The organism is Synechococcus lacustris str. Tous, assembly GCF_003011125.1.
Lineage (GTDB): Bacteria > Cyanobacteriota > Cyanobacteriia > PCC-6307 > Cyanobiaceae > Synechococcus_D > Synechococcus_D lacustris.
Genome location: NZ_PXVC01000060.1, coordinates 1 through 12,926 on the forward strand (window position 1 = coordinate 1; position 12,926 = coordinate 12,926).

The window sequence follows — 12,926 nt, forward strand, 5'->3', positions numbered from 1 at the left end:
GTTTCGGGGCGGGGGAGCCAAAGCGATAACGGGCACCGAGCAAATAACCATTGCTGCCTTCATAAACACCGCCGTAGGTGCCATAGGCGCCAGAGCGGTGGTGAATGCGTCCCACCAAAGACCATTGGGGATTTACTTCAACGCCGAGTTCAACGGCTAGGTAGTTGAGAAATTGCGATGAATTGAGCCAAGAAACATTTTCATAATTACTAAGGGTGGAGTTAAGGCTTACACCTTCCACCACYCCAAGGCTGAGCCACGGCTGAATCCACCAGCGCAAACCAATGCCAAAAGTTACCTCCCAAAATTGCTGATTATTAATAAATGCATTTAGGCGCTGATCTTCAGGAACACCTTTGCGATAGCGCAAATCATTACTGCGCTCGCCTGAATGGAAAAATAAATTGCCATCTAATTCAATATCAAAAGGGTCGGCATCTAATAATTTGCGATTAAAGCCAATCCCGCCTAAATATTCAGGCCTTGGGCTACCGCTAAAAGTGAATGTTTCACCAAAAGTTGCATCGGTCATCTGGCCGCCCCAGGCGGTAACCGCCCAGGGATGGGGATGACGGCTCACTAGGGGCGGCAGATTTGGGGGGCATGCCATTGCCTCCGGTGGGGGCAGCGGCGCMACACTGGCGGGCGACACCTGCACGCCGGGTTTAGGCGGATTAAGCAGTAGTTCATTCCTTTGTTTTTGTTCTGCTGCCAACGCCTCTGGGCTGCCCTGCAAAGGCGCATCAGGGTTTAAATCCAATTGGCTGGTGAGTAGATCAACCAAGCCGTAAACGTTGTCTAGTTCCCCTTCCCCCTGGAGCAGGTTGTAGCGAATTTCACTGGCTTGAATGTATTGATTGCCCCGTTGAAAACGCACGGAACCCCGGGCCCAAAGCACCCTGCTGCTGGTGTCGTATTCGAGCCGATCGGCCTGCAATCTGCCGCCAGCTAGSAGCACCACCACGTTGCCGGTGGCAACAAATCGCTCTAATTGATTGTCGTAACCCTGTTGATCAGCCTTTAGCTCAAGTTCAAGGGGTGCAAGTTGTTGGGATTTATTTGTTTCCTGSGCGCGGCAAACTGATGCAGTTGCAACGCTGAGCAGCAGGGCGATGGCGGCAGGCACCAGGCTGTGGGCGTGAAATCGCGCTCTCAATCCTGGCCAGCTTCAGGGGCGGCGATCMTGCCACGCCATCCCAGCCAGATCATTCTTCTAGGTCCTTTCTGCTGGGTGTCCGGCTCGGGTCGCTGGCCAGAAAACCAAACACAAAGATGCCGATAAAGAAGAAAACAACCGAGTAAACAGAAATCTTGAGGGCGAGCATGGTCCAGCCGGAAAGGACAGGTATTGGTGCCGCACCCAACGCGGCTGGWCCATCCTATGGGCCWSATGCGCGGCTACGGATGGAAATGGGCCTTGAAGCGCTGCTTAAGGGGTGGATTGAAACGTTTGCCCCTCTGCGGGAGTTGGATCTACTGCCCCTTTTGCGGCGSGAGAACGGTAGCCCAGGCCAGCATCACCCCTGGGGGCAACTGCATCGAGCCGATTGGGAAGCGCGCGGTTTAGTGATTTGGCCCCGGGGGGGCCAAATMATCAAATTGCAACATTGCTTGCGCTGCCCTGGGGCTTGGCTAGGCGAAAAAMCAAGGGGTGAAGCCCGATTAGCCCTGCGCTGGTGGGCAGAAACGGCSGCCTTGAGGGTGGATGGCAAAACCGTGGTGCAGGGGGATTTGTTTGATAGCGCCTGCCGCTGGCAGCTGCCGCAGCGGTTTTGGCAGGGGGAAGCCCTGAATCTGGAACTGGAATTAAGCAGCCCCAGCCACGATGAAGGCGCCTTGATCCTGGCCMGGCTGGAGCGGGAACCAGARCAGCCGGCTGATCCCAATGGCCTGCTGCTKTTAACAAAGTTGCGCCTGTTGCAACAGGATTTAAGCCGGCTAGAGAAGCTGCTGCCCGCGGCTCAACTCAAAGCCCTGGCGGATGCCCTTGCGGCAGAACCAAACCTTGCCAATCAAGAATTTCTGAGCGCGCAACTGGCCCAGCTGCCAAAACCAGCGCCGCTGCAATTACTGAGCCATGCCCACCTGGATCTGGCCTGGTTATGGCCTGTGGCTGATACCTGGCAGGCGGCGGAACGCACCTTCAGATCGGTGTTGGGCCTGATGAAAAGCCACCCCGAGCTTTGTTTTGGCCATTCCACCCCGGCTCTGTATCACTGGTTGAGCCAGCACCGGCCGCAGCTATTTGCTGCCATCCGCCAGGCGATGGCGGCAGGGCGCTGGGAACCGCTGAATGGGCCATGGGTGGAAACCGATTGCACCCTGGTGGGCTCCGCTTCCCTGTTGCGTCAATTTGAAGAAGGCCAGGCCTAYAGCCGCGCAARCTTTCCTGAATGGGAGCACAAATTGGCTTGGCTGCCAGACAGTTTTGGCTTTAGCCATGGCCTAGTGGAGGTGTGCGCCGCCACTGGGGTGCAGTGGTTTCTTAGCCATAAGTTGTTTTGGAATGCCACTAATCCCTTCCCCCACCGGCTGTTTCGCTGGCGCCACCAAAGCGGCAACAGCGTATTAGCGCTAATGAGTGCTGCGATCGGCACTGATGCCGATCCCCTGGCGATGGCCAACTACAGCCGCCAATGGCAGGAGGCCACGGGTGTAGCCGAGGGTTTATGGCTGCCGGGGGTGGGCGACCACGGCGGCGGCCCCAGCCGGGAAATGCTGGATCAATTGGCGCTATGGCAGGGGCAAGCCCTGGCCCCAAACCATCAATTCAGCAGCATGCGCAGTTATCTGGCGGAGCTKGAACCGCTGGCGGCTGAAYTGCCGGTGTGGCGAGATGAGCTCTACYTGGAATTGCATCGCGCCTGTGCCACCAGCCGTCCGGATCAAAAAAGACACAACCGCACGCTGGAGCGGCTGTTGCTGGAGGCGGATTTAGCGGAAGCGATAGCGGCAATAAAACCGGCTGATGGGGGCCAAGCGGCATGGCGCTGCCTGCTGTTTCAACAATTTCACGACATCCTGCCCGGCACCTCAATCCCAGCGGTATTCGAGCARGCYGAAAGGCAATGGTGCGCAGCACGGCGCGCCAGCCGCCAGCGGCGTGACCAAGCCCTCGGCCACTTGGTGGCAATTGGCAGGGGCTTTAAAAAGCAATGGTGGGTGGGGCAATTGCTGCCGGCTAAKGCAGCTGAACGGGTGTTCAAATTGCCAGCGCCGGCGGCGGGCCAYTSCTGGCATGGCCCCSATGGGGCATTGGCGAGCCAGAGGGCCCATGGGGGCGGCTGCTGGCTGCAGCTGCCTTTTGGCGATGGGGTGGAACTGCAGCGGCTGGTGCAACAGCCCACGGGGAAAGAGCCACTGCCAATCCAGCAGGCGCTGGRTTTGGAGGATTTAGGTGCAGGGCGYTGGCGTTTGCAAAACAGCCGCCTGCAGGTGCTGCTGGGGCCCCAAGGGGTGGAGCAGCTGCGGGGCTGGCAGGCCGATGGCTGGGGCCCTGAACTACTCAAAAGCCCACTGCAATTGCGGCGCTATGCCGATCGCGGTGAATTTTGGGATGCCTGGGATTTAGCCGCCAACTACCAACACCAGCCGCTGCCTTTTAGCTGGTGCAGCGGCCCTGAAGTGCTGGAAAGCGGCCCCCTCTGCGCGGCCCTGCGCTGGCGCGGCCATTGCGGMCAAAGCCCAATCCAAYTAATGCTGMGGCTCCAGGCCGGCAGTGAAGTGCTTGAGCTGTGCCTGCAAAGCCAATGGCAACAACACCATGAACTATTGCGGCTGGAGCTGCCCCTGGCTMRAGCAACTGATTTTTGGAGTGCTGATTGCCCAGCTGGGGTGCAAAACCGTGCCAGTAATCCCCGCAATGCCAGGGAGGCGGCCCGCTGGGAGGCAGCAGCAATCAGCTGGGTGGCTGGCCATGGCCTAGCGGTGCTGCTCGATGGCCCCCAGGGGGTAAATGGCACGGCCGATGGCCTTGGCGTTTCTTTGCTGAGGGGGCCCACCTGGCCGGATCCAAGTGCCGACCATGGTTTGCATCGTTTAAGGCTGGGGCTGATGGCAACGCCAGGGGGCTGGTGGCAGCAAGGGGTKCCAGCGGCAGCGGCCAGCTTTCGCAATCCCATATGGAAAAGGCCAGCCGCTGATCAAGGGGCAATCAAGGCAGAAAGCTGCCAATTGCTGGCTTGGCCAAATTCCGATCTGCAATTGCTGGGGATCAGCAGGAATGAAGCGAATCAACTGCGCCTWACAGGCCAAAACCTCAGCCCCTGCAGAACAACGCACTTAAAAGCTTGGGCGATTGGCAGCTGGGATCAATCCTCGTGGTCGTCAAAGGGATCGGTTAGCTGCTTGGAGGGTGGGCCAAAGGCGGTGTAGATGCCAAAGCCTGTGAGGGCGAGTAAAACCACCAACACTGTTAGTGCCACAGAGATTGCAGGGGAGGTGGTTTCCATCAATGGTTTGCAGAGGGTGCAAGGGAGGGCCCGTTGCTATTACAGTAACGAGCCCTATACCCCGCCAGAGAGGTTTTCAGCCCATGGCCCAACGCACCCGCCTGGGAGATCTGCTTCGCCCCCTCAATTCTGAGTACGGCAAGGTGGTGCCCGGATGGGGCACCACACCTGTGATGGGCATTTTCATGGTGTTGTTTCTGGTGTTTCTGCTGGTGATCCTGCAGCTCTATAACCGCTCCCTCTTGCTTGATGGGATCACGGTGAACTGGAACGGCATGGGTTAAGCGATGAACATCTTCGGCGTTGGCTTGCCGGAGATGGCGGTGATTGCCGTCATCGCCCTGCTGGTGTTTGGTCCAAAAAAAYTGCCGGAATTAGGCCGCGGCTTGGGGCGCACTTTGAAAAGTTTTCAAAGTGCYTCCCAGGAATTCGAGCAGGAATTCCGCAAAGCTGTTGATGCACCAATCGATACCCCTGAACCCAGCAAACTTGAATCAGCCGATGCCACTGAYGCTGCTSGTGGGCCTGGGTAATCCAGGCGCTGATTACGCTGGAACACGCCATAACGTTGGTTTTATGGTGCTTGATCAGCTGGCTGCCAGTGCTGRAGCTAATTTTCGGCCCCAAGCGAAATTACACGCTGAATTAGCAGATATCGGCCAGGGCAATAATCGTTTGCGGCTATTRAAACCGCAAACATTTATGAACGACAGCGGCCGCTCGATTAGGGCCTGCCTCGATTGGTTTGGCTGGAACGCTGAACAATTGCTTGTGCTGGTAGACGACATGGACCTAGAGCTGGGGCGATTGCGGCTKCGGGCGAGCGGAAGCGCCGGCGGCCACAACGGCTTACGCAGCACTATTCAACATTTAGGTAGTGAAGAATTCGCAAGGCTACGCATCGGCATTGGTGCACCGTTAGGTGATCCCCAGGAGCGAAAAGAACGCACGGTTAGCCATGTATTGGGGCCATTCAGGGCAAGCGAACAGGRGYTGCTTAARCAGGTGCTGGCTGAGGTTTGCAGGGGAATTGAATTAATCCAAGCCAATGGCCTWGAGAAAGCTGGCAATCGCCTCAATGGCTTTCGGCCAAGCACTTGAGATGGCAAAACTACCCTCCACCAATGCCAAGCTAAGGGTTTTACATCAAAGCTTTAGTAATAAATTAGTGGAGGGTGAAGTGGCAGCTGGRGGTTTTAGTTGGGAATTTAGRTGGCATTTTGATCGCGGTGAATTGGTGGTGGAACCATCGCTCGGCMGGGCCTTAATTCAAGATGCTTTATTGCGYTTTTTAGTRAAAAGTGATTATCAATTAGAACCCGGTGGCGATTATCAATTCACCGTGAGGGCAAAGTTTTAAGCAAGCCCTAAACGATGGCCCAGGTGGGCCTCCAGCAGCACCAAGGCCGCTAGATCATCTAGGGGCCGGGGCGGCAGCCTTAAACCTTCAGGCAATAGTTTCCATAAATTACGGGGCGGAAATAATTGCCAATAACGGCCCCTGGCGGCAAGGGTGCTGCCGGCCTCTGGCTGCAACACAACTGTTAATTCRGGTARGGCATCGCCTATGGCCTGCTGCCAGGGGCCACTGCCGGTGCCATCACCCAATACMAGGCCCTTCACACTGCAACTGTGGCACCAATGCTGCAGCCAATCCCAGCTTTCCTGGGGTGTGCACACCAAAAGATCTTGCACCTGCTGGCCGCTGATATCWGTGCGCACAAGCCCGCATTTACTGCGGCCTGGATCAAGRCCAATCCAATGGCCGCCTGCTGTTGGGGTAGTAGCTGTCATTACTCTGCGGGGTTTATGCCCCGTAGTTCCACAAGCACCGGATCAGCGGTGTCGCTATCCCGTACGGAAACCACCTGCACCAACAGGGGCCGGCGACGGGGCTGTTCACTAAGGGCGCGGCCAGCTGCCTTAAATGCCTCCACATCAAATTGAATCGCTGGCGCTAGGGAACCCTGGCGCAGSATTTCAGTGCGGGCAGCGGCAAGCAGCAGATTTAGGCGGGCCTGCACTTGCTCGGGGCTGCGTTCATTGGGATCAAAGCTGATGCTGGCGAGCACTTCACCTTTACTCACCACTTTTYGRTTAGGRCGCACATCAGCAAAGGCGAGCACCTGGGTTTCACCGCGCAACACATTGCCGGCGGAGCGAATACTCACAACCCAATCACCACCATTACTTAGGGCCTGTTCAACCTTTGCCACTTCACTGCGGGGGATTAAAAGCAGCTGACGATTTGGCGGCTGGCCAGGTAAMACCTGTTCAAAAGCGCGCAGATTTGCCTGGCGCAATAAATCCTCGGTTGCTTTTTTTACTAAGCGCTGCTGGGGGATTGCCATTCTGGCGCTGGTGAGCGCCTGGCCGGTAGTTAAAACCACATCACCACTGCGCAGGGCSAGCACCTTGCCCTCCAACTGTTTTAGTTCCTGTAAACCATTGCGGGTGCGCGTTTGCAGCTGCTGCAATTCCGCATCACGGCTTTTTACATCGTTACCAAGCCGGTTTCTTTCAGCTTCTAATTCACGCCTACGGGCTTGCAGGGGGGCGAGTTCAGATCTCAACTGATTTGCCCTTACTTCCACCTGCTGCAGTTGGCGCCGTGCTGCAAGGCGRCCTTGATCTGCTTTTGTGCCCTCTTGGCGCGCYTGGGYTAATTGCTTTTGGCTATTGCTTAATTGCTCAACACTGAATTGCARGTTTCTACGCGAATTAYKCAGTTTTGTTTCCAGCTGATCYAGCTGAAATAAACCAACCCGCAACTGTTCGCTAACGGCMAGCATCAAGCCAAGGGTTAGGGCACTGATCAAACTGCCGGTRAAAACCGTGATCAGCACAGCGGTGCTGCGGGGGCGCAACTGAAACAAGCTGAGGCGCGCCTTGCCGATGCGGCTGCCGAGGCGATCACCAATGGTGGCGAGCACTCCACCGAGCAGCAGCACCGCCAAAATCAGCAGCCAGCCGGTCACGGAGARAGCACCTAAAGGAGAACCAGTATCGCTGAGGGTTGATCAGCTAAAGCGTTTTGCAAGGGCAAGSGGATCAAAAACAGTGATGCGTTTGCGATCGATTTCCACAAGGCCRGCATTGCGTAGATCACCAAGCAGGCGGGTGATCGTTACCCGGGTGGAGCCGATTGCTTCTGCGATCGCTTGGTGGGAAAGCTTGAGATCGATCGTGATGCCACGGGTGCCTGGCATGCCGAAATCACGGCATAACACCAGAAGAAAACTCACCAAACGCGACGACATATCGCGATGGGTGAGGGTTTCGATCATCGTTTCGGTTTGSAGRATGCGAGAAGAAAGGCCCTGCAAAAGCAATAGGCCAACGCGGGCATCTTTTTCGATCGCCTGGCGCACGGAGGTGGCGGGGGCACTGATTAAATCAACCCTGGTGAATGCAACCGCGTGATAAAAACGATCGGATCGCTGGCCTGTTAGCAGGGAGAGCACACCAAAAATGCTGTTTTCCCGCAATAAAGCAACGGTGATTTCATCACCGGATTCATAAACGCGCGATAGGCGCACGGCACCGCGTTTGAGCAGATAAACCCGCTCGGCTGGATCACCAGGGAAAAAAATTGTTTTGCCGCGCTCCACAATTTCGGAGGTGGTGCCCGCCAGGCTGCGCATCACCTCTTGAATAGTTGGCTGGGGTGGGGCTGATGAAAGCATGGGCCCTGGCTCAGTTAGCGAAACCTTAATAAGGGCTGCCGGAGTGCCTGGTAGCGGTTAACACCAAATATTGCACAGTACAAATGTTTGCACTATCTGTGGTGTGAAGAGCTTGTGCATACGGCTTTGAACGCTACATTCGGGTTTCGTTTGCCCCCGGTGCTTTTATGCTCAGCAGCCTTGCTCAACCCAGCCAAAGGCAGGCGGGGGCAGCACTGCGGTTGCTGGTTAGCCAACCGGAGGGGCTATTGCAGGTGCACACGGCCGCCTATCGCGGCAGTTGCCCCAGTGTGTTCAGCCAGGCACTGCGCAGTGCTGGCTTGGGTAGCACGGTGCTGGTGAGTCAGTTTTTGCGCGGYGGCGTGGATCAAGGGCCAAACCGGCCGGTGCAGATGTGCGGCMGGCTCACCTGGCTGCGGCCGGCGCTGGCGGGCTGCCTAAATGGGCCAGAAGAAGAAGGCAGCAGCAGGCAGGCGGTGCAGGAGCTATGGCAAGAAAGCAGCCGTTGGTTRCTGGAGGGTGCTGCCGATCTAGTGGTGCTGGATGAGYTGGGGCTTGCGCTGGCCTATGGGTTGCTTGATGAAGCTGAAGTAGTGGCCACCTTGGSGCAGCGGCCAAGCCGAATGGATGTGATCCTCACAGGGCCTGAAATGCCTGCGTCTTTGATGGCGTTAGCGGATCAAGTAACCGAATTGCGCCGCGACMGATGCTAAAAAACGACCGCTGGATAAACGAACAGGCTGCAAATGGCCTGTTGGAWCCATTCCAAGCCACYTTGGTGCGCCATTTGGATCCTGATAACAGGGCAAATCCGGTATTGAGTTTTGGMTGCTCAAGTTATGGCTACGACCTACGCCTATCAGCAAAGGAATTCCTGATATTTAGGCATGTGCCAGGCACGGTAATGAATCCAAAGAGATTCAATCCAGCWAATTTAGAACCAGCACCACTACARAATGATGCTGATGGTGCTTATTTCATCCTGCCAGCCCATTCCTATGGCTTGGGTGTGGCATTAGAAAARATGAAAGTGCCAAGTAATATCACYGTGATTTGCCTTGGTAAAAGCACCTATGCAAGGCTTGGCATAATAGTRAAYACAACACCAGCAGAAGCYGGCTGGGAGGGTCATTTAACCTTGGAATTTAGCAATAGCTCTGGCGCTGATTGCCGCATCTATGCCGATGAAGGCATCTGCCAACTATTATTTTTTGAAGGTGAYCCMTGTGAAACCACCTATCAAGATAGGGCCGGTAAATATCAAGATCAACCGGARAGGGTTACCYTAGCGAAGATGTGAATGGATTGGATTCACACAATTCATTAATGCCCAACTTGKTGCGCCAGGTAGTTAAAGGRAGATCCCAACCCTGCTCCCAACGCTCGGCAAGAAAAGGCGGTGCAAAACAACCTAATTTCAAGCCATAGGCAATTGCTAAACCAATATCTGGGCCATCGGGATCTGTTGCTTCAAAGGAGCGATGAATCAAACCAGCGGCAAGTAATAGGGCAGACCCAGGCCAACGCAACTGTTCAGCGGTAAAACCATTTAAGGCGGAYTCACCGGCGATGGTGGCAGGGCAACCGGTGATGGCATGCCACACATCATGGCAAGCACGAATGCGATGTTGCAAATAACTATCAGCTGCTGAGATATCAGCTGATAGCTGAGGTGGCGCTAGGGGTTCGAGGCCTTGATCAAATAACAGATGGCCATACACATAACCAAGGCTAACGGCTGGATAGGTGATCAAAGTAGCTACGTTTGGCCATTCACCCCAATAACGCTCCTGCACTAGGGCAGCAATTGCAGGATCAGCGTGTAAACGTTGGCGGGCAGCGGCGGCAGCTGGTGTTTTATAGCTGCGATTTAAGMGATCCATGGCGCTTGTAATATCTGTTGGGTTATCACATAAATGCTACATATCAATTGATATATGCAGCAACTGATTTTGCAGCTGGGCTGCATTTGGAATAGGCATCCTATGGAATAGCTAAAGAAATTTAAATTAATTTAAACCCATGCTGCGGCGCAATTGCCAAAAACAAGGTAAGCCACTGGAGCAAAGTTGAATGCCATGGCCATTAACGCTAAAAAGAATTTCAGAGTCCAACATTTGCAATGGTGCAGCGTTCTTAGATGCAGTGGGTTTAGGGGCTTGCCATGTTGGTTGAACTTGACCCGGGGTTAGTGGTGATTGGCTGGAAAYATTGCGGAGTGATTGGGCATCTTGAAGAACTTGCACGGCACTACCTGTTGCTGCATCGAACATTTGAGCGCCTACAGGGCTYCCWAGGSCTGAAAGCAAAAGTAAGGCGCTGTATAAATAATATTTCATGGTGCTAGGCGAGCGCGGTGCAGGCGKGATTTTTCATACCATTCCGCAAATTGAGGCGCCCAATTCACAAGATGGGGCCACATCAAATCACATAACTGCCTGATCTCAAGCTGGGCATCAAGTTTGGCGCGTAGATCCATGAAATGCAGGAAGGCACGCAAACTAAAACTAACAACAAAATGCTGGCGGTAATCAAAAGGCAAGATGCCACGGGCATGCTCCTCTGCAAAACCAGCAGCTAAAAGGTCACGATATCTACAGGCGGCAGTGCGGCATAACTCCAAATCAATGGCCCGTTCAGCGGCGCTATAGGTATATTTCTTACCTTGGCGATCGCTGTAATCCGCCACRGGCCKCAAATAAAACACCTCTTCTAGATCTAATTCAGCATTAGCAGCGCGMACGATGCGATCACCTGTGTAGCGCATCGATTGAACATCRAARCTCACRCCAACCCGATGGGTACGGGCCTGTTGCATCACCGAATGGGGAAACCAACCCACATTGAGCACAATTTGGGCGTGYTCAAGGGGTCCGTAGTGSCCMCGCTCCCCTGAAAGCAAACGTTTTACGCAGATTTCACCKGCGCGGGTTTCATCGGGCCATTCAKAGCGATCAGCCCACACAAAACCYTCGCTGTAATCCTGGTGCATGCCGGCATAAACGCACTGCTGCGGGTTTGGCGTAGCTGCRATCAACTCAACCCGGAAGCGSTYCATRCCARTTAAAAAGCTCTGTTCAGATTAGAGGGGCTAGGGCAGATGAGATAAATTGAATTTAATAAAGGGCATTTGAAATACCTGAAAATATTTTTCAAACAAAATGTGCCCATTAAAAGAAAACACAATCATATTGCAGGCCACTATCTRCAAAGCTAATACGRCAATTAAAATATTATCTTTAAGGCAGAGCTCAATAKMCCCCTCAATGCGTTCTACAAACTTTTAGCAGCAGCCCCTAAGGCCTTAATCAACCTRMGATTACCATTGCGATCACTTARRGCAATGCGTAGATAATGRTCATCAAGGCCAATAAAACTGCGGCAATCACGCAACARAATGTGGTGCTGTTGCTCGAGGGCCAAGCGCAAAGGTTCCAAACTWTGCTCGCCATGGATCAATAAATARTTAGCAGCCGATGGCATTGGCCTGATGCCATCTAATTGCTGCAACTGTTGATAWAACCAAGGGCCTTCCTTTGCCAGCCACTGCTGCACCCGCTTTGCCCAATTTTGATCTGCCAGTAATGCGCCCCCCASYGCTGCTGCAAGGCCATTAACGGGCCATGGATCCCGCCATGMAGCCCAACKRGCTAAGCGATCCGGATGGGCAATTGCATAGCCAAGCCTTAAGCCAGCTATGGMAAATAATTTGGTGAGGCTACGCACCACCACCAGGTTTGGATATTTRTYRATTAATGGCACTAATGATTGCTGTTCGCCATTTGGCAGCAAAGTTAAAAAMGCYTCATCCACAAYCACTAAACCAAATTGCGGCAGCARCAACTCAAGGCTTTTGCGGCACCAAAGCTGGCCGCTGGGGTTATGGGGATTKGTGATCCATARRGCCCKGCCTTGATCAGCCAGTAGTGGCGYTGYTAATGCSKYTGTGAATRCTTGCGGAAAAGCAGCAGCCCATTGCAATTGCAGCGGCASTGCTTGCCAAGGGCCATGCCAACAATTAAGGGCACGGCAGTAGTCGTTAAAACCAGGCTGGGGCAGCAGGCTATGGAAAGCAGCACTATCACGAGCCGCCCAGGTGAATAGTTCAGCGGCGCCATTACCCGGCAACACCCAATCAGGATCTAAGCCGTGGTGGCTAGCGATTTGGGYCCGCAAAYTGGCATAGCGGCGATCGGGATAGGGCGTTARTTCATTGGCRATAGCCTGCCTTAAAGCCCGCGGCAGCCAGCTGGGCGGGCCAAAGGGCACCAGGGATGCACTTAGATCAAGCAGCTCAGCGGGTTTGCAGCCCAACGCTTCTGCCCGCTCCTGGCGGTTGCCACCGTGRCGATGGGGTGTGGAGGGTGAATGATCAGGCACTGCACCAGTTTGGTTGTGGCTGGTGCCTTAAGTGGGTACAACGGCAGCAGATACCAGGTTCAAATGGCCAAAAGGCAATTGCACTTACTGCTAATTGGCCTGTTGAGTGCTGGCGGGGCAATGGCTGGGCCCGATGCAGTGTTGCAATTATTAGATAAAAAAAGCTGCAGTGGTTGCAACTTGCAGGGCGCTGATTTGGTGTATGCCGAATTACAACGTGCGCAACTGCCTAAGGCAAAGCTGCAGGGTGCAAATCTGGGGCGTGCAAACCTAAGCAACGCTAATTTACGCGGAGCTGATCTAACAGATGCCAGTTTGCAGGGTGCAAATTTACATCGCGCTGATCTACGCGGTGCGAAATTAAAGGGCACTGATTTGAGATCAGCTGATTTAACAGATGCCCGTTTAG

Annotated in this window: 17 protein-coding genes and 1 pseudogene; 8 read left to right on the plus strand and 10 right to left on the minus strand. The window is 54.4% G+C overall.

The window, feature by feature from the left end:
* Both C7K08_RS10390 and C7K08_RS10395 read right to left on the minus strand, forming a co-directional pair.
* Positions 1–1,126: pseudogene (locus C7K08_RS10390) on the minus strand (LPS-assembly protein LptD); the annotation flags it as partial.
* 79 nt (positions 1,127–1,205) lie between these two features.
* A complete protein-coding gene (locus C7K08_RS10395; RefSeq protein ID WP_010312075.1) occupies positions 1,206–1,325 on the minus strand; it encodes a photosystem II reaction center protein I in 120 nt (39 codons plus the stop codon).
* 79 nt (positions 1,326–1,404) lie between these two features.
* Here C7K08_RS10395 and C7K08_RS10400 point away from each other — a divergent pair, with 79 nt between their 5' ends.
* Positions 1,405–4,374, plus strand: a complete 2,970-nt coding sequence (locus C7K08_RS10400; protein WP_106500553.1) for an alpha-mannosidase — start codon at positions 1,405–1,407, stop codon at positions 4,372–4,374.
* Here C7K08_RS10400 and psbN read toward each other — a convergent pair.
* Positions 4,311–4,451: a photosystem II reaction center protein PsbN gene (psbN, locus tag C7K08_RS10405; protein ID WP_106500554.1), complete on the minus strand. Its 141-nt coding sequence runs from the start codon at positions 4,449–4,451 to the stop codon at positions 4,311–4,313. The two genes, C7K08_RS10400 and psbN, sit on opposite strands and share 64 nt — an antisense overlap.
* 83 nt (positions 4,452–4,534) lie before the next feature.
* Between psbN and psbH the strand changes: the two genes are divergently transcribed.
* From psbH to C7K08_RS10425, 4 genes are read left to right on the plus strand one after another with little or no spacing between them, the layout of a single operon-like run.
* A complete protein-coding gene (gene psbH, locus C7K08_RS10410; protein ID WP_106500555.1) occupies positions 4,535–4,735 on the plus strand; it encodes a photosystem II reaction center phosphoprotein PsbH in 201 nt (66 codons plus the stop codon).
* Between the two features lie 3 nt (positions 4,736–4,738).
* Positions 4,739–4,984, plus strand: coding sequence for a TatA/E family twin arginine-targeting protein translocase (locus C7K08_RS10415; RefSeq protein ID WP_106500556.1), 246 nt, complete (start codon positions 4,739–4,741; stop codon positions 4,982–4,984).
* Positions 4,908–5,552, plus strand: a complete 645-nt coding sequence (gene pth / locus C7K08_RS10420; RefSeq protein ID WP_241537201.1) for an aminoacyl-tRNA hydrolase — start codon at positions 4,908–4,910, stop codon at positions 5,550–5,552. The genes C7K08_RS10415 and pth overlap by 77 nt, the downstream gene beginning before the upstream one ends.
* Before the next feature lies 1 nt (position 5,553).
* Complete coding sequence (locus C7K08_RS10425) at positions 5,554–5,811, plus strand: DUF3146 family protein (RefSeq protein ID WP_106500567.1); 258 nt, start codon at positions 5,554–5,556, stop codon at positions 5,809–5,811.
* Here the strand turns inward: C7K08_RS10425 and C7K08_RS10430 are convergent.
* From C7K08_RS10430 to ntcA, 3 genes are read right to left on the minus strand one after another with little or no spacing between them, the layout of a single operon-like run.
* The gene (locus tag C7K08_RS10430) at positions 5,808–6,245 is read right to left on the minus strand and encodes a RuvC family protein (protein WP_106500558.1); all 438 of its coding nucleotides are present in this window, start codon (positions 6,243–6,245) and stop codon (positions 5,808–5,810) included. The two genes, C7K08_RS10425 and C7K08_RS10430, sit on opposite strands and share 4 nt — an antisense overlap.
* On the minus strand, positions 6,245–7,429 hold the full coding sequence (locus tag C7K08_RS10435) for a DUF3084 domain-containing protein (RefSeq protein WP_106500559.1): 1,185 nt from the start codon (positions 7,427–7,429) through the stop codon (positions 6,245–6,247). The genes C7K08_RS10430 and C7K08_RS10435 overlap by 1 nt, the downstream gene beginning before the upstream one ends.
* 42 nt (positions 7,430–7,471) lie before the next feature.
* The gene (ntcA, locus tag C7K08_RS10440; protein WP_106500560.1) at positions 7,472–8,137 is read right to left on the minus strand and encodes a global nitrogen regulator NtcA; all 666 of its coding nucleotides are present in this window, start codon (positions 8,135–8,137) and stop codon (positions 7,472–7,474) included.
* Between the two features lie 167 nt (positions 8,138–8,304).
* Here ntcA and C7K08_RS10445 point away from each other — a divergent pair, with 167 nt between their 5' ends.
* Together C7K08_RS10445 and dcd are read left to right on the plus strand one after the other, a co-directional pair.
* Positions 8,305–8,850 carry a cob(I)yrinic acid a,c-diamide adenosyltransferase gene (locus C7K08_RS10445; RefSeq protein WP_193464829.1) on the plus strand — a complete coding sequence of 182 codons (546 nt, stop codon included), beginning with the start codon at positions 8,305–8,307 and terminating at the stop codon, positions 8,848–8,850.
* Positions 8,844–9,437 carry a dCTP deaminase gene (gene dcd / locus C7K08_RS10450; protein ID WP_106500562.1) on the plus strand — a complete coding sequence of 198 codons (594 nt, stop codon included), beginning with the start codon at positions 8,844–8,846 and terminating at the stop codon, positions 9,435–9,437. The genes C7K08_RS10445 and dcd overlap by 7 nt, the downstream gene beginning before the upstream one ends.
* On the opposite strand, the gene C7K08_RS10455 is transcribed toward dcd, so the two are convergent.
* The 4 genes from C7K08_RS10455 to C7K08_RS10470 all read right to left on the minus strand — a co-directional run bounded on the left by C7K08_RS10455 (position 9,418) and on the right by C7K08_RS10470 (position 12,517).
* A complete protein-coding gene (locus C7K08_RS10455; RefSeq protein WP_106500563.1) occupies positions 9,418–10,020 on the minus strand; it encodes a Coq4 family protein in 603 nt (200 codons plus the stop codon). The two genes, dcd and C7K08_RS10455, sit on opposite strands and share 20 nt — an antisense overlap.
* A gap of 126 nt (positions 10,021–10,146) precedes the next feature.
* Positions 10,147–10,410 (minus strand): hypothetical protein, encoded by a 264-nt coding sequence (locus C7K08_RS15535; protein ID WP_206603839.1) that lies wholly within the window; start codon positions 10,408–10,410, stop codon positions 10,147–10,149.
* Positions 10,411–10,472: 62 nt separating this feature from the next.
* Positions 10,473–11,195, minus strand: a complete 723-nt coding sequence (gene thyX, locus C7K08_RS10465) for an FAD-dependent thymidylate synthase (RefSeq protein WP_106500565.1) — start codon at positions 11,193–11,195, stop codon at positions 10,473–10,475.
* Between the two features lie 215 nt (positions 11,196–11,410).
* The gene (locus C7K08_RS10470; RefSeq protein ID WP_106500566.1) at positions 11,411–12,517 is read right to left on the minus strand and encodes a pyridoxal phosphate-dependent aminotransferase; all 1,107 of its coding nucleotides are present in this window, start codon (positions 12,515–12,517) and stop codon (positions 11,411–11,413) included.
* Between C7K08_RS10470 and C7K08_RS10475 the strand changes: the two genes are divergently transcribed.
* Positions 12,506–12,926: pentapeptide repeat-containing protein (locus C7K08_RS10475; RefSeq protein ID WP_241537202.1), on the plus strand; the 421-nt coding region annotated here is incomplete at its 3' end. The two genes, C7K08_RS10470 and C7K08_RS10475, sit on opposite strands and share 12 nt — an antisense overlap.